The organism is Niastella yeongjuensis (assembly GCF_900110245.1).
GTDB lineage: Bacteria > Bacteroidota > Bacteroidia > Chitinophagales > Chitinophagaceae > Niastella > Niastella yeongjuensis.
The window spans coordinates 507,877-529,046 of record NZ_FOCZ01000006.1 but is presented as its reverse complement, the minus strand read 5'-3'; the positions used below and the strand labels follow the sequence as shown (position 1 = coordinate 529,046).

The 21,170-nt window shown below is 46.7% G+C and carries 14 protein-coding genes; 11 read left to right on the top strand and 3 right to left on the bottom strand.

Going from position 1 to position 21,170, the window contains the following annotated elements; translation table 11 throughout:
* Positions 1–3: 3 nt before the first annotated feature.
* Positions 4–1,263 (top strand): glycoside hydrolase family 99 protein, encoded by a 1,260-nt coding sequence (locus BMX95_RS18750; protein WP_081202505.1) that lies wholly within the window; start codon positions 4–6, stop codon positions 1,261–1,263.
* Between the two features lie 142 nt (positions 1,264–1,405).
* Here BMX95_RS18750 and BMX95_RS18745 read toward each other — a convergent pair whose 3' ends face one another.
* The gene (locus BMX95_RS18745; protein ID WP_081202506.1) at positions 1,406–2,206 is read right to left on the bottom strand and encodes a helix-turn-helix domain-containing protein; all 801 of its coding nucleotides are present in this window, start codon (positions 2,204–2,206) and stop codon (positions 1,406–1,408) included.
* A gap of 5 nt (positions 2,207–2,211) precedes the next feature.
* Positions 2,212–3,228, bottom strand: a complete 1,017-nt coding sequence (locus BMX95_RS18740) for an SDR family NAD(P)-dependent oxidoreductase (protein ID WP_081202507.1) — start codon at positions 3,226–3,228, stop codon at positions 2,212–2,214.
* Positions 3,229–3,358: 130 nt separating this feature from the next.
* On the opposite strand from BMX95_RS18740, the gene BMX95_RS18735 reads away from it, so the two are divergent.
* On the top strand, positions 3,359–4,072 hold the full coding sequence (locus tag BMX95_RS18735; protein ID WP_081202508.1) for a pirin family protein: 714 nt from the start codon (positions 3,359–3,361) through the stop codon (positions 4,070–4,072).
* A gap of 119 nt (positions 4,073–4,191) precedes the next feature.
* Here BMX95_RS18735 and BMX95_RS18730 read toward each other — a convergent pair whose 3' ends face one another.
* Positions 4,192–5,247: an aldo/keto reductase gene (locus BMX95_RS18730; RefSeq protein ID WP_081202509.1), complete on the bottom strand. Its 1,056-nt coding sequence runs from the start codon at positions 5,245–5,247 to the stop codon at positions 4,192–4,194.
* A gap of 150 nt (positions 5,248–5,397) precedes the next feature.
* Between BMX95_RS18730 and BMX95_RS18725 the strand changes: the two genes are divergently transcribed.
* The 9 genes from BMX95_RS18725 (at position 5,398) to BMX95_RS18685 (ending at position 21,170) form a co-directional block, all read left to right on the top strand.
* Positions 5,398–6,594: a response regulator gene (locus BMX95_RS18725; protein WP_081202510.1), complete on the top strand. Its 1,197-nt coding sequence runs from the start codon at positions 5,398–5,400 to the stop codon at positions 6,592–6,594.
* 414 nt (positions 6,595–7,008) lie between these two features.
* Positions 7,009–10,326, top strand: a complete 3,318-nt coding sequence (locus BMX95_RS18720) for a SusC/RagA family TonB-linked outer membrane protein (RefSeq protein WP_242673191.1) — start codon at positions 7,009–7,011, stop codon at positions 10,324–10,326.
* A gap of 12 nt (positions 10,327–10,338) precedes the next feature.
* Positions 10,339–12,267, top strand: a complete 1,929-nt coding sequence (locus BMX95_RS18715; protein WP_081202512.1) for a RagB/SusD family nutrient uptake outer membrane protein — start codon at positions 10,339–10,341, stop codon at positions 12,265–12,267.
* A gap of 157 nt (positions 12,268–12,424) precedes the next feature.
* Entirely contained in the window at positions 12,425–12,994 is a 570-nt protein-coding gene (locus BMX95_RS18710; RefSeq protein ID WP_081202513.1) for an RNA polymerase sigma factor, read from the top strand.
* A 77-nt stretch (positions 12,995–13,071) separates the two neighbouring features.
* Positions 13,072–14,208: a FecR family protein gene (locus BMX95_RS18705; protein ID WP_081202514.1), complete on the top strand. Its 1,137-nt coding sequence runs from the start codon at positions 13,072–13,074 to the stop codon at positions 14,206–14,208.
* Between the two features lie 48 nt (positions 14,209–14,256).
* Entirely contained in the window at positions 14,257–17,604 is a 3,348-nt protein-coding gene (locus tag BMX95_RS18700; protein ID WP_207631656.1) for a SusC/RagA family TonB-linked outer membrane protein, read from the top strand.
* 11 nt (positions 17,605–17,615) lie between these two features.
* Positions 17,616–18,890 carry a RagB/SusD family nutrient uptake outer membrane protein gene (locus BMX95_RS18695; protein WP_081202516.1) on the top strand — a complete coding sequence of 425 codons (1,275 nt, stop codon included), beginning with the start codon at positions 17,616–17,618 and terminating at the stop codon, positions 18,888–18,890.
* Positions 18,891–18,913: 23 nt separating this feature from the next.
* Positions 18,914–19,852 (top strand): phosphodiester glycosidase family protein, encoded by a 939-nt coding sequence (locus BMX95_RS18690; protein ID WP_207631658.1) that lies wholly within the window; start codon positions 18,914–18,916, stop codon positions 19,850–19,852.
* A 4-nt stretch (positions 19,853–19,856) separates the two neighbouring features.
* Positions 19,857–21,170, top strand: a complete 1,314-nt coding sequence (locus BMX95_RS18685) for an IPT/TIG domain-containing protein (protein WP_081202517.1) — start codon at positions 19,857–19,859, stop codon at positions 21,168–21,170.

Sequence of the window (21,170 nt, the reverse complement as noted above, 5' to 3'; positions counted from 1 at the left end):
TCTATGAAAAGAAACAACATTATCCTGATCGTTTTCCTGCTTACGCTGGTGTATTGCAGTAAAAGCAATGACAACGGCAGTAACAATAATGACAACGACAATAAAGAAGATACGGTGCCTTCACCACCCGGTGATGTAGTAGGAAAAATTACCGTGGGTTACCAGGGATGGTTTGCCTGCAAAGGCGACGGCTCTCCCATCAACGCCTGGTGGCATTGGGGCCAGGACTGGGGCACTACGCCCTCAACTACCAATAAGGCGTTCATCAGCTGGCCCGATGTGCGGGAATACACCAATAAGTTCAATACCGATTTTGCCAACCTGGGCAATGGCCAGCCGGCACAGTTATTTTCTTCGTTCAGCGATCAAACGGTAGCTATACAGTTCTCGTGGATGAGCCAGTATAAGATCGATGTGGCCGCCCTGCAACGGTTCAACCCAAATGGTATTGAAGGCCCGGTACGCGATGCCATGACGGCCAAAGTAAAAACGGCTTCAGAAAAATACAACGTAAAGTTTTACATCATGTACGATGTAAGCGGGTGGACGAATATGCAAACCGAAGTCAAAGCCGACTGGACAAACAAAATGAAGCAATACACCCAGTCATCGGCTTATGCAAAGCAAAATGGAAAACCTGTAGTATGTATCTGGGGTTTTGGTTTTAATGACAACAACCATGATTTTACTACAACTGCCTGTCTCGATGTGATCAACTGGTTTAAAGGCCAGGGTTGTTATGTGATCGGTGGCGTGCCAACGCACTGGTTGAACCAGACCAGCGATTCGCGCCCGGGTTTTCTGGATGTATATAAAGCCTTCAACATGTTATCGCCCTGGATGGTGGGCCGTATTTCAAAAGCATCGGAAGCTGATAATTTCTTTGCAACCGTAAACACGCCCGATCTGGCGTATTGCAAAAAGAACGGCATCGACTATCAGCCATGTGTTTTACCGGGTGACCTGCAATCGCGGCACCGCGCGCATGGCGATTTTATGTGGCGACAGTTTTATAATATGACCCGCCTCGGCTGCCAGGGAATTTATATCAGTATGTTCGATGAATACAATGAAGGCAACCAGATCGCCAAAACCGCCGAAACGGCCAACGATGTGCCGGCAGGCTCAGGTTTTGTGGCGCTCGATGAAGACGGCACTAAATGTTCAAGCGATTACTATTTACGATTGACACAAGACGGTGGGAAGATGTTTAAGAAAGAGATTGCATTAACGGCCGTGCGGCCAACACCGCCGATGCCGTAAGGGCAGAGGGCAGAAGGCAGAGGGCAGAGATTCAAATATATGATTATATCGAAATAAAGATCCCAAGGTTGTTTCTGACCTTGGGATCTTCTTTTTAATGTATTTCTTTTTGCCCTCTGCCTTCTGCCCTTCTTCTGCCTTTTTACAAATTAGCGGGGCTATGGCCGAACTTCTTTTTAAAGGCAAATGAAAAATGCGAAAAGTTTTCAAATCCCGCATCGAGGTAGATATCAGATGGTTTTCTTTTTTGTATGGATAATTGATAATGGGCAAGCTCCAGGCGTTTAGCTGTTAACCACCTGCCCGGTGTATCCTTAAACACTGTTTTAAAATCTTTTTTAAAAGTGGTTAAGCTGCGTCCGGTGAGGTAGGCGAATTTTTCCAGGGGCAGGTTGTACATAAAGTGCTGGTCCATGAAACTGACGAGGTCAACCTTGCCCGGTTCCTGCAAAGAACCCAGTAACTGGCCTGCCTGCGGGGCCACATTGTTCAATACGGTGAGGCTTTCCTGTATTTTTAATTCCGCCAGCCCGTTCGGCAGACCATCCTCCAATTCAAAATAAGGCAAGAGGCTGTTGAACACGCTTTCCAGCAACGGATGTGACGGTATCGCCATAAAATTGGCGGGTTGATGTGGCGTGGTATTCACGGGATGCGCTGCATAAAATTGCTGCAACATGCCAGCCGAATAATAAATAGAAACAGACCGGAAAGGTTCATCGGCTGCCGGTATTTTGGCTACCCGTAAAGGCAGATTTCTTGGCACGATGACGGTTTGGCCGGGATGAAAAGTGTAGGTTGCCCGGGCATCGGTAATGGAAAAAATGCCAGTGACAATATGCGAAAGCGCGTGCTGGTCGAGCACCAGTTCACGGGTATACTCTTTTTCCCGCTTGCACGATAGGAATACCTTGCTTTGATATAACGTTTCCGGTTGTCCCATGTTACTTATAGATTAAAGGAGCTATTGGTTAACTGCTCGCTTAACGTCCACAATTTTTTCGCATTGGTTTCATTGATGGCATACTCCATTACACCTTTGGCATTGAACCTTGTTCTGTTTACCGAATCACTGACATCCTGCCCGCCGGTGTGCAGTGCGGCAATGTTATTGTCTTCGCAATATACGCCGCCTTTATCTTCCAGTATAGGATTGGTTGCGCACCATACTGAGGTGGCAGCGCCTTGCGCAACTGTTTTTAACCCTCTGGAGATGTCATGTACCGGGTTGCCATCCTTATCCACCACACCCATTTCGATCAGTTTTTCCATCGACATCGTTCTTTTCAGGTCGGTATCTACTATGGCGCCGGGGTGTACGGAGTACGATCGCACGTTGTAAGCCTGTGCCCGTTTGTTCAGTTCAACAGAAAAAAGAATATTAGCCGTTTTCGACTGTCCGTATGCCGTTTGCGGATCATAAGGTCTGTGTTCGTAATTAGGGTCTTCAAAATGCACCGGCGAAGCAAAATGGCCACGTGAAGAAAGGTTGACAACCCTTGCCCCGTGGGCGTTTTTTAAAGCCGGCCATAGGTGTACGGTGAGCAGAAAATGGCCCAGGTGGTTGGTGGCAAACTGCGATTCGTAACCGCGGGCGTCGCGCTGCAGGGGCGTCCACATGATACCCGCATTATTAACCAGTATATGCAGGGGATTGTTCAGAGCCAGGAATTTGCTGGCAAAAGCAATGATCGAAGATGGGTTTATAAGATCCATAGTTTCGATGGTTACCCGTTCAACGCCCTTCAAATTGGCCTGGGCCTTAGCCAGATCCCGCGCCGGTACAATTACCTGTGCCCCGGCCCGGACAAAAGTTTTTACGGTTTCCAACCCAATACCGGCATAACCGCCTGTTACGATAGCTGTTTTTCCCGTAAGATCGATGCCTGCGATAACCTCATCTGTAGTGGAGGCTGCATTAAACCCTGACTGGACAGGGTATTGTAAATGTTGTATTGATTCCATATCCACTGTTTTTTCGTATACAAAGGTGGCATAGAATGATGCCGGGCTGTTTTGTTTAAAAGGCTTTTTTTTGTTTGTTTAAAAGGCGGGGAAAATAGGTACCTTTCTATTTTATAATTTAATACTTGTTATGCAAACTCATTTTTTCAGTGGTAAAGAAAGAGGTAAGAAAGATATTGGCTGGTTAAAAAGCAATTTCTATTTCAGCTTCAGCGATTATTATCATCCATTAAAAAGTGCATTTGGCACTCTCGTTGCTTTTAACGACGATTATGTGGAACCTGGAAAAGGGTTTGGCGTTCACCCGCATATAAACATGGAGATCATTTCTATTTTACTGAAGGGTAAAATGAATCATAAAGACTCGATGGGTTATAGTACCGTAATTGAAGCAGGCGGTGTGCAGATCATGAGTGCAGGCAGCGGTTTGAAACATGAGGAATATAATATCGGCGAGGAAGACGTGAATTTTCTCCAGATCTGGATCCAACCCAAACAGCAGAATATTATACCTCGTTATCAGCAACGCAGTTTTCCGGTTGAAAGCCGGAAAAATAAACTGACCACTATTATTTCCGGCGAAGAAGGATTAAAACATTGCTGGATCAATCAGAATGCAAAATTGTTACTGGGGGCCTTTGATAAAAATGAAATAGTCAGGCACAACCTTAACAAGGAAAATATGTGTGTGTTTGTGTTTGTTATTTCCGGCGATATAATGGTTAACCGCATTCCGGTATTTACCAGGGATGCGCTGGGAATTTGGGATACGTCTCATTTCGAGATCGAGTGCAGGGAATCCAGCGAGTTTTTGATCATAGAAACACCGATCAATCAGAAATAGGAGGGAAGAAGTAGGAGGTAAGAGGTAGGAGGTAGGAAGAAAGAAAATTCGCGAGCTTCCTACTTCCTACTTCCTACTTCCTACTTCCTACTTCCTACTTCCTACTTCCTACTTCATAATCAGATATGTTCGTCCAGTAAAATTTTATCAGCCGGGCTTAACCGGTTCTTTGCCAGCGCAGCCTGGTGCCAGTAAGGATACAGCATAGGCAAGCGGCTCACTTCATTTAAACGCTCTCTTTCCTTTTCTGTTAAGGTTACCGAAGCCGCCTTGATGTTATCTTTTACCTGGTCGAGGTTACGGGCGCCGATCACCAAAGAAGTAACAGACGCGCGACCCAGTACCCATGCCAAAGCAACCTGGGCAGGTGTTACCTGTTTTTCAGCAGCAATGGCTTTCAACACATCTACGATATTCCACAGGCGATCGAAATCCCGGATTGGGGGTTCTGTCCAGCCCGCTGCAAAACGGCCTTCATTACGGGTTTGCATGTCGCGGGTATACTTCCCGCTGAGTAAGCCACCGGCCAGGGGGCTCCAGATCAGGGCACCCAGTCCCTGGTCGATACCAACCGGTAATAATTCATATTCTGCTTCCCTTGCTTCCAGGGAATAATGGATCTGTTGGGTAACAAAACGCTGATAGCCGTGGGCTGCACTGGTGCTCAATGCTTTCATCGTATGCCAGCCAGAGAAGTTGGAACTGCCGATGTACCGGATCTTGCCCTGTTTAACCAGCGTATCCAGTGCTTCCAGCATTTCATCAAGTGGAGTAAGGCCATCCCATTGGTGCATATAATAAATATCAATTACGTCGGTGCGTAATCTTTTTAAACTCTTTTCACATTCCTGAATGATGTGGTATCTCGAAAAGCCTTCATCGTTCGGAGCGCCGGTACCAAGCGGCATTCTTGCTTTGGAAGCAAGGAGCACATTACCGGGGCGCTTGCCATTCAGAATTTCCCCAATGATCTCTTCCGATAAACCGGCTGAGTAAATATTGGCAGTGTCAATCAGATTAACACCCTGTTCTATACAATAATCAATGATGGTGCGGCCAAGGGGTACATCCACACTACCTACCGACGCGAATTTACCGGCGCCGCCAAAAGTCATTGTTCCAAGAGTGATTGTCGACACTTTAAGACCTGAACGGCCTAATATTCTGTATTCCATATCGGGACGCTTTAAATTTTATCGCCAAAGATATGGAAGAGCATATTATCGATTTGTTATTGGTTGGTGCATTATTTGATAGCAGAATATGCTTATTTTTGAAATATATCTGAACGAACCAAAGGGCTGATTGCTGCCTCACCATTTCACATGAGAGAACCGAATTACGTAGCTTGTCTGATTGCTCCTTTTATTATCAATCCACTGGTAGCGGCCTGCCTGGCCGGAATATTTTTGTTTTTGTGCATGTGGTATAAAGCGGGAAAAGCCCGTTTAAAATACGAAGTGCAAATACTACGCTTAACCGAAGAGAAAGAAAAAGCCGAACGACAAAGCAGGGAAACAGAGAAAGAAAAACTGGAAGCTTTACAGGAAACCCAGCGTCTTACTCGGCGAATGCTGGCACTGGTAGATCAACTGCAATTATTGGCAGGGCAGGAGGTGCTTAGGGACGATTGGGTGGAAGGATCAGCCGCCATACCGGAACAGGAACGTAAAGTCAATCCGCCTATACTGCATGCAGTGGCTACTGAAGACCAGCGTATTCTGATCGTAGACGACAATACCGCCATCAGGCAGTTTGTTGCGGCGCTGTTCACAGAACAATTTACCGTATATGAAGCGCCGGGTGGGGAAGAAGCGCTGACCCTGGCGCGCCGGTTCCAGCCTGATATCATCATCAGCGATGTGTTTATGCAGGGCATGACGGGTATTGAATTGTGTAAAATAATAAAAGACGATAATGACCTGGGGCATATACCGGTGATCCTGCTTTCGGGCAGCTTCGATGCCGATACCAGGTTACAGGGCGTAGCCGTAGGCGCCGATGATTATATAACCAAACCCTTCGATAAGGACCTGTTGGTTGCCCGGGTAATCGCCCTTTTAAAAAACAAAAACAACCTGCAGAAGTATTTTTATAATGAGATCACGCTGCAACAAAACCCGTTAAAAGTTTCGGCCGAATACAAAGCCTTCCTCGATAATTGTATTGCTATTGTAGAAGACCACCTCGATGATGACCAGTTCACCATTCAAACCCTGGCGATTGAACTGGGCATGAGTTATTCCAAGATGAATAAAAAGATCAAAGCCGTCTGTGGGCAGCCAGCGAACGCATTTGTACGCTTTATACGTTTGCGCAAGGCAGCAGAATTGTTTATTAACTCCAACTACAACATAAATGAAACGGCCTACCAGGTGGGCATAGGAGACATCAAACATTTCAGGGAACACTTTACCCGGTTGTTTGGCATGAAACCTTCGGAATATATTGAGAAATACCGCAAAAATCTGGGTAAACAGTATAACATAAACGAAAAAATCCTTCCGCGTTCCGGGACGTAGTGCACTACGTCAATTTTTTTACCAGGTAGTTAGCAATGAGTTGGTTATAAATTTAAATTAGTTTTATTTGGGCTATTGACGTAGTCACATGCGTTAAAAAAGCCCCCTTTTTATCAAAAAAGCCCCCCTTCCCATCAGCGGCAGGCCGGGTATCTTGCTGTCGACATCCCTATTACATATTAAGGTTGGTTCAAAATGTGGATTTAACCACCAAAACTTTTGCGGTATGAAAAAATTAATGCTACCTGACCGGGCAGTACATCACCCCGGTACATTCGATGTGTATCTCCACTTCCATCCACCCCGGTTTTCAAAGTAACATGTAGAACTTAAGACGATAAAAAGTGCCGGATAGTTACAGGCCATCGTCAATAAAATAACCATAACTGACAAAATTTTTTCTAATCAATTTTCATGATGAAAACTCGACGCTTTATGTGTAACCTGTTTCAAACAAGGCAATGGGGTATTGTCTTGTTTATTGTAACGCTGCTTGCAGCTCCATTTGTTTCACTGGCGCAGGAAAGAACGCTGGAAGGAACAGTGGTGGATGCCGCCGATCAACCCCTTAAGGGAGTATCAGTCACCATCGTTAATACGAAAAGAGGTGTAACTACTGATGAGCATGGCCGCTTTTCATTGAAAGTAAGCACTGATGCCAGTATCAACTTTTCATTTTCCGGCTTTGTTGCCCAAACCATTAAGGCGCCGGCAACAGGCGAAGTATCTATCCGGTTGGAAGTAAGTCAAAAGGCCATGGATGAAGTGGTAGTGATCGGGTATGGCCAGGTGCGCAAGAAAGACCTCACCGGTTCCATTACCCAAATACGGCCTGATAAAATAAGTGATCAAAACCCCAACACCACGCAGGACATTATTCGTGGTACACCCGGGGTAACTATTGGGTTCGATGCTACGGCTAAGGGCGGCGGTTCCATCCAGATCCGCGGTCAACGGTCTGTATATACCGATGCAGGCCACAACGATCCGCTGCTGGTGTTGGATGGAATGATCTTCTATGGTGAATTATCAGAGATCAATCCCGACGATATAGAGCAGATAGACATTTTGAAAGATGCCTCTGCCGCGGCCGTTTATGGCGCCAAATCCGCCAATGGTGTTTTGATCATCACCACCAAAAAAGGAAAAAAAGGCAAACCCCGGTTTAATTTTACTGCCAATCGCGGAATTCAAACCATGGGCACCAACCGGAAGGTGATGAGCCCTGAAGGGTATATGCAATACCGTAAGGACTGGTACAAGACCGGCACTTATGGTGTCAATCCCGCCACCGGTAATTTTGAGGCATATCAAACGGCCATTTCGCCCAGACCTATCCAGCCCGGCTATTTTGAACAGCCCACCGATGAAAACCTTACCAAATGGGGTATTACGCTGGACCAATGGCGTGCCTATAGTACCAATGGTACAGCCAGCGATGACGAGATCTGGGCAAGACGTTTGGCCTTGCAGGGGTCCGTGCTGACTAATTACCTGAACCGTAAATCGTTCGATTGGTATGATAATACTTTCCGCACGGGTACCAACCAGGATTATAACCTCAGCGCTTCCGGTGGTTCTGACAATTATAACTATTATATGTCGATGGGGTATCTCAGCAACGAGGGGTTGGTGCAAGGCAATACTTTCAAAGCCATACGCTCGAACATAAAGCTGGATGCCAAAATGACGAAGTGGTTAGACATAAGCGGCAATATCAATTTTCAGCATCGCAACGAGGGCGATTCGGCCGCAGACTGGAGCCGTGCGATCATTTATAATTCCCCCTATGCGACTTATAAAGATGATACCGGCGCACTGCAGGTGCATCCGATGGGTGAGAACAGTGTAAACAACCTCGGTTACAATTACGATTACATTCGTCAGTTTGTTAGCCGCGACAAAGCCTATACCATATTTAATTCTATTTTCAGCGCCAAGGTGAAACTGCCATTCAATATCACCTATTCATTCAATGCCTCACCGCGTTACCAATTCTATCACGAGCGGTATTTTGAATCTTCTCAAAATCCTGACTGGAAGGCCACGAACGGTCTGGTATACCGCGAACAAACGCAGCGGTTCGACTGGTCGCTGAACAATACCATCAACGTGGACCAAAGTTTTGGCAAACACCGGGTAAACGTTACGCTGGTACAGGAAGCGGAAAAAAAGCAGTCGTGGAAAGACAGGCAGGAAGCCAGGAATATTCTGCCAAGTGACGCACTTGGATACCATGAAACAACTTTTGGCGACAGGGCTAAGATCATTTACGATGCTGATGACGTAAAAGAAACAGCCGATGGTTTGCTGGCGCGTTTAATTTATACGTACAACGACCGGTATATGTTCACCGCCTCCTTCCGCCGGGATGGTTATTCGGCATTTGGTTATTCCAACCCACGCGCGAATTTTATTTCATTGGCAGGCGCCTGGACCTTTACTAATGAACCATTTTTTAAGTGGGAACCGATGAGTTTGGGTAAGTTAAGAGTATCGTGGGGGCAGAATGGTAACCGCTCGCTGAGTGATCCCTACCTCGCTTTGTCTAACCTGACTGCTGCGCCTACAACGCAACCAGGCTCTATGGGCTATCTCGATAACAGCGGTGCCCTGGTACAGTACAAGTATTTGCGGATAGAACGGTTGTCAAATCCCAACCTGCACTGGGAAAAAACCGAGTCATTCAACACGGGTATCGATTTTGGTTTCCTGAACAACCGTTTAACAGGTACCATCGACTATTATGTAACGCCTACGATCGATATGATCATGAACCGGGGATTGCCAAGCTTTACCGGTTTCACCAGTATTACTACCAACCTGGGTAAAGTAGTGAACAAAGGTTTTGAGTTCTCTTTGACTTCCCAGAATATGCATACTAAGGATTTTACCTGGAGCACCACCTTCGGCTTTTCGAAATACAAGAACACCATTAAGCACCTGTATTACGTCTATGATGCCGTAGTGGATGCGCAGGGGAATGTGGTGAGCACCACGGAAAGAGATGATTTGAAGAACTCGTGGTTCATTGGGCAGCCAGTTAGTGCCATCTGGAACTATAATGTAACCGGCATCTGGCAGGGCAGTGAAGCCGCAGAGGCGGCAAGATATGGCCAGCGTCCGGGCGATCCTAAAGTGGCAAATAATTATACCGACGATGATGTGAAGAATGCCAATGGTACTGTTACGCCCACCTATAACGATAAGGACAAGGAATTCCTGGGTCAAACAGCTGCGCCCATCATGTGGTCATTACGCAACGATTTTACCTGGAAGAATTTCAATTTCTCATTCAACATGTATTCTTATTGGGGAAACAAAAGCATTGTTAACCTGTACCTGAACCAGGATAACAATACCTCGTTGATTACCAACATGGCCAACATCTGGCAAAAAGACTATTGGACAGTAGATAACCCTACAAACAATGTGGCCCGTCTCGATTCCAGAGGACCTGCCGGTGTATCGGCGCCCGGTAAAATATACGACAGAAGTTTTATTCGTCTGGATAACATCACGCTGGGGTACATAGTACCTTCCAGACTGATCTCTAAAGCGGGTATTGATAAAGTAAAGGTCTATGCCAACATTCGCAATGCGGCCTTGTGGAAAAAAGACAAGAACTGGAATTATGGCGATGTGGAAACCTTTACCATAACTTCCACCAATGAATACCGGAATAGTTTGGCGCCCAGGATTGTTACATTCGGATTAAACGTAAATTTTTAAAGGAGTAGCGTAATGAAAACGAACTATAATAAAAGGAATACTTTTTCAAAGACCCTGTTACTGTGTGCTGCGTTGATAACAGGTTTGTCGGGTTGTAAGAAAGATTACCTGGCACCCGATCCGCTGTCGATTTACATCCCTGAAACAACATTCAATACAAAGGGGGGGTTGGATGCTGCCATGGCTATGTGCGATAAAACACTCCGTGCTTACTGGACTTATTATGAATATCAGGATCTGGGACTGCCAATCAGTACTGATTATATATTCAGTGATGTAGCGGTAGCCAGTAAAACAGATGACGGAAACATTTTTATCGACATCGCTACCCGGCTTACGCCTACCGATCAGCCTGAGCGTGTCGGTTACTTTTGGTCAGAGGCGTTTAACGGTGTCAAATATGCCAATACCATCCTGAACAACATCGATAATGTGACAGGCATATCAGATACTACTAAAAATGAATACAAGGGCCGGGCTTTGTTCCATCGTGCATTTCACTATATGGGCCTTGTTTTCCGGTTCAAAGATGTTCCGCTAATAACAAGGATCCTGACGGGACCCAAGGTGGATTATAAGAGTACTAAACGCGAAGCCATTCTGCAAATGCTCACCCAGGATTTGGAGAATGCGGTGCAGTGGGTACCCGACCAGGTAAAAATGACTCTGATAGGGCTCGTGAACAAAGCTTCCTGCCGACAACTGTTGCTGAAATGTTACCTGGCTACCGGTCAGTGGGACAAAGCCATCGGCCAGGCGGATACCCTCATCAATAATTCCGGGCTTTCTTTGATGACAAGCAATTTCGGCACCTTCGTTAGCCCTTATGCAACTACGTGGCCGGTAACCCGTAATGTGATCTGGGACCTGCACCGACCCGAGAACAAAGGGATCCTGGCCAATAAAGAGACCATCCTGTTAATGGCCAACCGCAACAATACGGATATGGGCATCAAGATGAACTCCATGCGTAACTGGTGTCCGTTCCTTGATAATATTAGTACTACCTATGATGGACAGAAACAGGCAGTACGGTATTTTGCACAGTCCAGTAGTTCCTTCAGGGCTGCATTGGATTATAAAGACGCGATCGGCCGTGGAATTGCGCACATCAGACCTACCTACTTTCATCAAAATTCACTTTGGTATGTAAACGGGGTGAATGATGCCGGCGATCTGCGTCACAACAGTACCGTTGGTAACTGGGCGCGGATGGATTCGCTTAAATACAACGATCCCGCCGCTACTGGCTTCTATGGTAAAAACCTTCGCCTGTATAATGGGAGCACCTTGTTGTGCACCGATACCATCCGTAATTGGTTCGACTGGCCCCATTACAAGTATTATATTGAAGATGTAAATGAAACAGGTAATGTGAACGAACTCAATCACCGCGGTGGTGCGGGAGATCTGTATTGTTATCGCCTGGCCGAAACTTACCTGCTGCGTGCCGAAGCAAAATTCTATAAAGGCGATATCGCCGGCGCTACAGCTGACGTAAACAGGATCAGACAGCGCGCACAGTGTACGCAACTCTATGCGGCAGTAAGCATAGGCGACATCATGGATGAACGCGCCCGTGAATTGAATATGGAAGAATTTCGCTTTGCAGAGTTGAGCCGCGTATCTTATTCTCTGGCGCTAAGTGGTAAATCTGATGAGTGGGGTAATACTTACCAGGTAGAGGACCTGGCGAAAAACAGTTATTGGTTCCAACGCCTTCAACACGACAACGAATTTTATAACAAAGGAAAAGTAATGGTGAAGAACCGTGCGTACACCATAGCTGCAAAGAACATCAACTGGCCGGTGCCACAGACCGATATCAATGCCAATGGCGGCAACCCCCTTCGCCAGAACGAAGGATACAGCGGTTATGATGCCGGCATCTCTATGTGGACTGACTGGCATGATGCAGTCGCTGACGAATTACCAAAGTAGGTGACAATCAAACCCATAAACAACAAGCCTTCCCAATTTTTCGGGAGGGCTTTTTTATTGCAATCGATTGTTCAAAGTTCACAAATCCGTAATATATGGTTGGTGGATTGAAATTAATTTCGCAAATTATTGCGACATTGCAATAAGGCCTTTCAATATGGTAAAGTATAGCGCACTCACCGATCTTGAATTGGTTGCCCTTTTGAACAAAGGCGATCAATTGGCCTATACTGAAATCTTTGAACGCTATAAGATCTTACTCTACCGCCATGCTTTTCACATCCTCAGCGATCATGAAGCTGTCAACGATTTTATACAGGAATTGTTCCTCGACATCTGGCAAAAGCACGAGTCTCTGCAGATTACTGTCTCCTTAACTGCTTATTTATTTCAATCTGTCCGCAACAGGATCTTCGATTACATTGCCCATAAAAAAGTAGCAAACAAATACCTGCAATTCATTCGGGAGTTTGCCGAAAAGGGAGACTACATTACCGATGAAACCATCCGCGCAAGGGAACTCAGTCAGATCATTGAAAAAGAAATTGCAGCCCTGCCTGAAAAAATGCGTAAAGTGTTTGAGCTGAGCCGCGATACCCGGCTGTCCTATAAGCAAATCGGGGAGCAGCTGAATATCTCCGATAAAACGGTTAAACAACAGGTATACAATGCGGTAAAAATTCTGCGTTTAAAGATCAATTCCTTCCTGTTTTTCATTCACTTATAACAACCCGAAAATTTATTTTATAGTCAGCTATGACCTTTTGAAAGGTTGCCCGTCTCTTAATAAAGGAATAAGCATTCATGATGCACGACGAGGAAATAAGGGCACTTTTACAGAAATACGCAACCGGTAACCTTACCGAAACGGAAAAGGCATTGCTGGAAAGCTGGTACCTGAAACAGGCTGGCGGCTCAGCTAATCCCATTGATGAAAAAAAGATGGAAGCGAACCTGAAGGGGATGGCAGGCCGATTGCCGGTTAAACGGAAAGCCGTGTTGCATACCATATGGCCCAGGATAGCCGCTGCGGCTGCCATTGTACTATTGATCATTGGTGGCTGGTGGTACGCAGATAATCGTACTACACAAAAGCCGGCGCTGGCTAAAACGCAAGCTGTTCAACCTATAATACCCGGTAAAGATGGCGCCATACTTACATTGGCAGATGGTCACCAGATCGTATTGGATACTATGGGAAATGGGATCATTGCTGATCAGTCTGGTGCTCAGGTTGAATTGCAGGAAGGCAGACTGGCATATAAATCATTGCCCATTGCCCATTCACCATTACCTATTGCCTATTTGCCGGCGTTCAACACACTGATAACCCCCCGTGGCCGGCAATTTCAGTTGGTATTACCCGATGGTACAAAAGTATGGTTGAATGCAGCCAGTAGCATCCGGTATCCCACAGCCTTTACCGGTAAAGAACGCAATGTGGAAATAACGGGGGAGGCCTATTTTGAAGTAGCCCATAATAAAGACAAACCTTTTCATGTAAAAAGCAACAAGCAGGTGGTAGAGGTGTTGGGCACCCATTTCAATATCATGGCCTATGACGATGAGCCTGCAGTAAAAACAACCCTGCTCGAAGGAAAAGTAAAAGTAACTGCAGGGACTGCCGCATCTGCCATTTTACAACCGGGTGAGCAGGCAACGCTTACCCGTCAAATAAAAATAGCACCGGTAAAAACGGCGGCAGCCGTTGCCTGGAAGAACGGGGAATTTATGTTCAGGAATGAACCGTTGGAAAACATCATGCGCTCAGTGGCCCGGTGGTATGATGTAGACATAGTATATAAAGCCGATGTAGCCCATAAAGAAGTATGGGGCTCCATTACAAAATATGGCAACGTATCTGATGTACTGGAAATGATCGCGCTTACAGGCGTAGCACATTTCAAAGTAGCAGGCAGGACTATTATTATACAGTCCTAGCTATTCCCAATAATTATAAAACAATATGTGATGTATAAAATTTATACAATGACCTTCTATTGTTCAAACCGCAGCAAACGAAGGCCCGGGATCTTAAAGCTCCTGATGCTGCTGATAACAACCGGGCTGTTACTACAGGCAAGCGCTCATGTGATGGCGCAGGGGATCACTTTCTCACATAAGTCGGCCACTGCAGAAACGGTGTTTGATGAAATTACCCGGCAAACTGGTTTTCGCATCCTGTGCCAGGCAGAGATGATGAGATCGGCAGGCACGCATGATGTTAACTTCAAACAGGCGCCGCTTGAAGACGTGCTGCATACGTTCTTCCCGGAGAAACAATATGCCCTTGTTACGCGCGACAAAACCGTCATCATTCAAAAAAAAGAAACGCCGGTAAATGAAAGCTTTAAGGAAGTTCGTGCTGCTATGCCTGTGCATGGAACCGTTTTGAATGAAGCTGGAAATGTAGTAGCAGGTGCTTCGGCAAGCGTAAAGGGCAGTAAAATAGCGACTACCACCGATGCCAATGGCGAATTTTCATTCAATAACATAGATGAAAAAGCAGTGCTGGTGATCTCGCATGTAAGTTATGCCACTTTGGAGATAGCTGCCAGCGCCCGGCAGATGACCATTGTTTTGAAAGAACAGGTAAAAGGGTTGGGTGAGATTGTGGTAATAGGATATGGTACCCAAAAACGCGGGGATGTTACCAGTGCTATCAGCACATTTAAACCCAATGAAAAGAATACAAGACCGGTGTTGGCCCCTGATCAGCTGATCCAGGGTAAAATGGCCGGGGTGATGGTGGCCTCCGGTTCAGGTAACCTGGGCGGCGCCAACCGGGTGAGTATACGCGGTATAGGTTCCTTAAGTGCCAGTAGCGAACCGCTCTATGTGATCGATGGCGTACCCATCCGGTCACAAAATGCGGCGATTGCTGATTTTGGTGAAAACATGAACCCGCTTGCCGAACTGAACCCGAACGATATTGAATCCATCGATGTGTTGAAGGATGCCGCCTCGGCTGCCATCTATGGGTCAAGGGCTACAAACGGCGTTATTTTAATCACTACCAAGTCGGGCCGGAAAGGAAAATCAAAATTGAACGTGGATGTGTTTTCAGGCATGCAGCAAGTGCCTTATCTGAATAAATTAAAAATGGCCGATTCAAAATTGTATGTGGATGTCATTAACGAGGGCATCGATAACTACAATTTACAATATGGTTATGCACCCGGTGTAGGCAATTTTATTCCCTACATCCAGAACCCATATCCCGGGCTGCCCGATACCGATTGGCTGGGCCTGGTATTGCAGACAGGAAAAACCAACAGCGCCAACGTTTCCCTGAGCGGTGGCAATGAAAAGGGTTCTTATTATTACTCCGGCAGCTATCTGGACCAGGAAGGCGCGGTTAAAACAAACCACCTGAAAAAGTATACCGGTAAAATGAACCTGTCACAACAGTTGTTTCCGTGGCTGCGCGTGGGCGCCAATACCAATATGAGTTTTTCGCACAACAACCGGGTGCCCGGTTCAAACCTTGGTTCAACAGTACTGGCAAGAGGGCTGGAACAACGGCCCTTCGATCACCCTTATAAACCGGATGGAACGTATTACGTAGGTGGTACTTCCGAATTGTTACGAAATAATGCCGTGCAGATCCTGAATGAACAAAAAGTGTACCTCGATAACTATCGGCTATTGGGTAACTTCTTTGCAGAGATCAGTCTGTTGAAAGACCTGACGCTGCGGTCATCACTGGGTACCGATCTTATTTACACCCACGATTACATGTACTACAACGCGAACCATCCCTATGGAACCGGAAATGGAAAACTGGAAGACAATACCCGTTTCGGTAGTAACCTGGTTGTAGAGAACACCCTGAATTATAAAAAACAATTCGGCGATCTGGACATGGGTGTTTTGGCTGGTTACTCATTCCAGAAAACGAGTGTTTCGAATAACCAGGTTGTCGGCAGCGGCTTTCCATCTTCCTCCTTTGATGTGAATTCGGTGGCAGCCACCATCACGCAGGCGGGTACCGGTTTGTCGGAAAATGCGTTGGAGTCGTATTTCAGCCGGGTAAATCTTAATTATGCCGGTAAATACCTGTTGGCAGTTTCCATGCGAACAGATGGTTCCTCCCGTTTCTCCAAACAACAACGCTATGGATATTTCCCTTCTGTTTCTGCAGGTTGGGAAGTATCGAAAGAAGCCTTCTGGCCAATGGCCGCAACCGACCTGAAACTGCGTGCCAGTTATGGTAAAACAGGTAACCAGGAAGGGATCGGCAATTATGCTTACCAGGCACTGGCCGGTGGTGGTTATAATTACGATAACAAAAGCGGACTGGCCATTACAGGGGTTGGCAACGATCAGCTTACCTGGGAAAGCGCCAATCAGTTCAATGCCGGTATAGACATTGGCTTGCTGAAAGGCAAAGTAAATTTCACCGCTGATTATTTTATCAAGAATACGACCAACCTGTTGTACGAAATGCCAACAGCAGCTACCACCGGGTTTACTGCTGTAACCACCAATATCGGGTCTATGCAAAATAAAGGCTTCGAGTTGGGCATCAATACCAGTGTTGATCTGGGAAAAGTATCCTGGACCTCTAATTTCAACATCTCCTTTATCAAAAACAAACTCACTTCTTTGTTGGGTAATGATGACCTGCTGATAGGAGCCAACCGCGTATTGCGGGTAGGCAGTGAAGTGGGCAGCTTTTATGTATATAAACAACTAGGCATCTTTCAATCGAATGATGAAGTACCGCAGCCATTATACAATACCGGCATCCGCGCCGGGGATGTGAAATATGAAGACGTTGACAACAGCGGTACCATCGATGTGAGCGACAGGCAGATCGTTGGTTCCTCCAATCCTGACTTCTTTGGTGGTTGGGATAACTCATTTGCCTATAAGAATTTCGACCTTAATTTCTCTTTCACGTACTCCCATGGTGCAGAAGTATATGCGCCCTGGCGCATCAACGTTACCCGGTTGGGCGGCACCTATTTCCCATTCCTGCAGGAGGAGGCATTAAAAAGATGGACAGGGCCCGGTACCAGCAATTCCGTACCCAGGGCAATCAGCGGTAATACATACAATACGTATAATTCTACCCGCTATCTTGAAAATGGCTCGTACATCCGCATGAGAAATATCAGCCTTGGTTATAACCTGCCACAAAACGTGTTAAAACGCCTGCGGCTGGAACGGCTGCGCATTTATGCACAGACAGATAACCTGTTCCTGCTGACAAAATATTCAGGCATCGATCCTGAAGTGAGCGACAACCTCGATCCCAAGTTCCTGGGTGACGATAACCTGGTGATGCCACAATTAAGAACTTTCAATATTGGATTCAATCTTACTTTTTAAAGCATACAGTCATGAAGAAAAGAATATTATTGGTTTTACTGGTTGCTGTGATCATGGGTGTTTCCTGCTCAAAAAAACTGGATCTCTATCCGCACTCGGCAGCAGCGGCTGGAAATTTGAGTGCCAAAGATGTAGAACTGTTTCTTACCGGGGTATACAACAAAGTGCAGAATGCGCCCGGCCGCGAATCGTATATCTTTTTTGACCTGATCGGGGGCAATTTGATCACGGCAAGAGGCACGGGCGGCCCCACACAATTGATCAATAGCCTGCTGCGGCCCGAACAGGCGATGATCAGCGCCGCCTGGAATGGTTATTACACGGCCTTGTACCAGGTAAATATCCTGTTGGAGTCGGCGGCTTCCATGGAGGCCTCAACCAGAAAGGATGAGATCCTTGGTGTGGCGCACTTTTTCAGAGGCTATATTTATTACAACCTGGTTACGCGCTGGGGCGGTGTACCCGTACTGGAAAAGAACACGATCAGCAATGTTCCCCGGAATACAGAAGTGGAAACCTGGCAGTTTATTGAAAACGAAATGGAACAGGCCATCAACCTGGCGCCGGCATACAGCGATTATTATTATGTGTCAAAGGATGCGGCAACGGCGCTACTGGCCCGGACCAAACTAGCCCAGGGAAAATTAGCGGAAGCAGCAACGCTGGCCGAACAGCTGATCACATCGGGCAATTACAAACTGGATGCCTTTGAAAAAATATTCCGCGGCCAGCAGAACACAGAGGAAATATTTGCTTTCAAAAATTTGACGATTGAATCAGGTATTGCCATCAGCACGTTGTTCTATACCTATGCACAACCGGTAAAAGGAAGTTATGCCTATGCACCTGCGAATGATGTGATGCAGCTGTACGATAATGCTGATAAAAGAAAGGCCATGTCCATCGATGTATTTGGAAGCGACAACATCATCAATAAATATCCCAGTGGACAAACAGGTACCGACCCCCTCATTATAACCCGCCTGGCAGAGATGTACCTGATCAGTGCAGAAGCAAAAGGGTTGAATGGGTTGACGAGATTGAATGAATTACGCGCTGCCAGGGGACTGCCTGCAGTAAATCCTGTTACCGATGCCGACTATATTAATGCGGTGCTGCTGGAAAGAAGACGGGAGCTGCTGGCGGAAGGATTCCGTTGGTACGACCTGGTACGCCTGAATAAAGCAAAAACGGAACTGGATATCAGCGATGCACAAATGAAATTACCCATCCCCGAATCGGAACGAGTGCTTAACGGTTTACTGGAACCCAACCCCGGTTATTGATAAACACTACAAAACAAATTAGTATGCGAACCAGATCCCATTTCTTATATGCCTTGCTGCTGTTTATAGTTCCGGTGTTGCCGGCCTGTAAAAAGGATAAGGAGGAGACAGCAACACCAAAAACCTTTAGTGACCTTACTACGAAAATAACAGGCAACAGCAATGTGATGGCCACTGTTTTTTCAGATACTACATTCCAGGTTCAGCCGGGTATACAGGAAACCGATATCCATTATTTAAGTATGGCCGGTTTGAGCACCCGTCTGTTCGTTTTACAGATCGATCTCAACAATCCGGCAGTAAAAATGGTAGCAGCGACACCCTTTGATGCACCGGGTTATGGTGCACAGGCGGTGACCGATATGGCCCGGTATGTCGATGCGCCTAATAACCGGGTAATGGCCGGCGTTAATGGCGATTTTTTCAATACCACCAGTTACGAGCCTATGGGTATTGTTTATAAAAACGGTGTGGGGGTGAAACCTTCATTTACCAATAATACCGACAAGCCGCAACAGGGACTTAGTTTCCTTGCTATCCTTAAAGATGGCACCCCTTTTATTGGCGATAAAGACAGCGATTATCCGGCGCTGAAGACCCAGATCAAAGAAGCATTGGGCGGTGGTGTGTTCCTGGTAAGAGGCCACAAAAAAGTAACCCAAAACATTACTACTGTTGACCCACGCAGTGGGGTGGGCATTACCGACGACAAACAGGTGTACTTTATAGTAGTGGATGGAAGGAATTTTTATTATTCCAATGGGATCAACTATACAGATATGGCGCAGATTTTTTATGCATTGGGTGTTGCAACCGCCATCAATATTGATGGCGGCGGTTCCTCCACGCTGATGATCAAACACCCGCTGGCGCCTGTATGGCAGGTTAGGAATATGCCATCAGATGGCGGTGCGCGGGCCATTGCCAATTCCTGGCTAATTGTTTCAAAAACCCAACCTTAACAACATGAACAAAATAATAACAGGTTTCCTGATGGGGTTGCTGTTCATCAGCTGTAAGAAAGAAGATGATACCGCTGAGATATCAACACTGCCTTCCATCACTTCCATTTGGCCCGACAGTGGGCCGGAGATGACCATAGTGACCATCAATGGGAAAAACTTCAGCGCCGTGCCCGGTGAGAACCAGGTGAAATTCAATGGCGTTGATGCCGCGGTGATAGAAGCGGGGGACAGGCAATTACAGGTTGTGTCGCCAAAAGGCGCGGGCGATGGTAAAGTCACCATTACCATACAGGAACAGTTGGCAGAAGGGCCGGTGTATACCTATAAAACACCGCCGCCATCGGAATACCTGGTAAGCACGTATGCAGGAAGTGGTACGGCAGGTTTGCTGAACGGACCCGCTACAGACGCCCAGTTCAGAAACCCCGAAGGCGTAGCCATCGATGCACAGGGAAACCTCATTGTGGCCGACCGCCAAAACCACACCATCCGTAAGATCAGTACTACCGGCGACGTAACTACGATAGCCGGGGATGGTACCGCCGGGTTTGCAGATGGCGCCGCCGCCACTGCCAAATTCAGTTCACCCTGGAAAGTAGCGCTCGATAAACAAGGCAACATTTTTGTGGCCGACCGGGATAATTTTAAAATAAGAAAAATTACCCCGGCTGGCGTGGTGAGTACACTGGCCGGCAGTACGGCCGGATTTGCCGATGGCACCGGCGGGGCAGCCAAATTTATGCAGCCGCTCGATGTGGTGGCCGATGACCAGGGCAATGTATATGTGGCCGATAATACTTCGCATAGAATAAGAAAAGTGACTGCGGCAGGAGTAGTAACAACACTGGCCGGTGACGGTACAGCTGGTTACCAGGATGGGAATGGCACCGCAACAAAATTCAGAAACCCCAGTGGTTTAACCCTCGACCCCGATGGCAATATCATTGTGGCCGACCGGCTCAATCACCGGATCCGTAAAATAACCCCTGCGGGTGTAGTGACAACAGTAGCGGGTGCTGGTACCTCGGGTTTGCAGGAAGGCGATGCCCTGACCGCTAAGTTTGCAGATCCCTATGGTGTAGAAGTGGATGCCGCAGGAAATATTCTGGTAGCGGAATTGACGAATGCCCGCATCCGCCAGGTTTCAATCAGCGGACAGGTAACTACCCTGGCCGGCAGTTCAGCCGGGTTTGCAGACGGGTTAAGCAACAGCGCCAAATTCAACCAGCCAACCGATTTGGCAGTGGCGGCAGATGGAAAAATATATGTAGCGGAGGTGACCAACCACCGCATTCGGGCAATCAGAAAAATATAA

Coding starts and splice junctions, on each gene's coding strand:
- BMX95_RS18725 (WP_081202510.1), top strand. CDS start 5,398: ATGAGAGAACCGAATTACGTAGCTTGTCTGATTGCTCCTTTTATTATC.
- BMX95_RS18715 (WP_081202512.1), top strand. CDS start 10,339: ATGAAAACGAACTATAATAAAAGGAATACTTTTTCAAAGACCCTGTTA.
- BMX95_RS18695 (WP_081202516.1), top strand. CDS start 17,616: ATGAAGAAAAGAATATTATTGGTTTTACTGGTTGCTGTGATCATGGGT.
- BMX95_RS18690 (WP_207631658.1), top strand. CDS start 18,914: ATGCGAACCAGATCCCATTTCTTATATGCCTTGCTGCTGTTTATAGTT.
- BMX95_RS18710 (WP_081202513.1), top strand. CDS start 12,425: ATGGTAAAGTATAGCGCACTCACCGATCTTGAATTGGTTGCCCTTTTG.
- BMX95_RS18730 (WP_081202509.1), bottom strand. CDS start 5,247: ATGGAATACAGAATATTAGGCCGTTCAGGTCTTAAAGTGTCGACAATC.
- BMX95_RS18735 (WP_081202508.1), top strand. CDS start 3,359: ATGCAAACTCATTTTTTCAGTGGTAAAGAAAGAGGTAAGAAAGATATT.
- BMX95_RS18750 (WP_081202505.1), top strand. CDS start 4: ATGAAAAGAAACAACATTATCCTGATCGTTTTCCTGCTTACGCTGGTG.
- BMX95_RS18740 (WP_081202507.1), bottom strand. CDS start 3,228: ATGGAATCAATACAACATTTACAATACCCTGTCCAGTCAGGGTTTAAT.
- BMX95_RS18705 (WP_081202514.1), top strand. CDS start 13,072: ATGATGCACGACGAGGAAATAAGGGCACTTTTACAGAAATACGCAACC.
- BMX95_RS18745 (WP_081202506.1), bottom strand. CDS start 2,206: ATGGGACAACCGGAAACGTTATATCAAAGCAAGGTATTCCTATCGTGC.
- BMX95_RS18720 (WP_242673191.1), top strand. CDS start 7,009: ATGATGAAAACTCGACGCTTTATGTGTAACCTGTTTCAAACAAGGCAA.
- BMX95_RS18700 (WP_207631656.1), top strand. CDS start 14,257: ATGACCTTCTATTGTTCAAACCGCAGCAAACGAAGGCCCGGGATCTTA.
- BMX95_RS18685 (WP_081202517.1), top strand. CDS start 19,857: ATGAACAAAATAATAACAGGTTTCCTGATGGGGTTGCTGTTCATCAGC.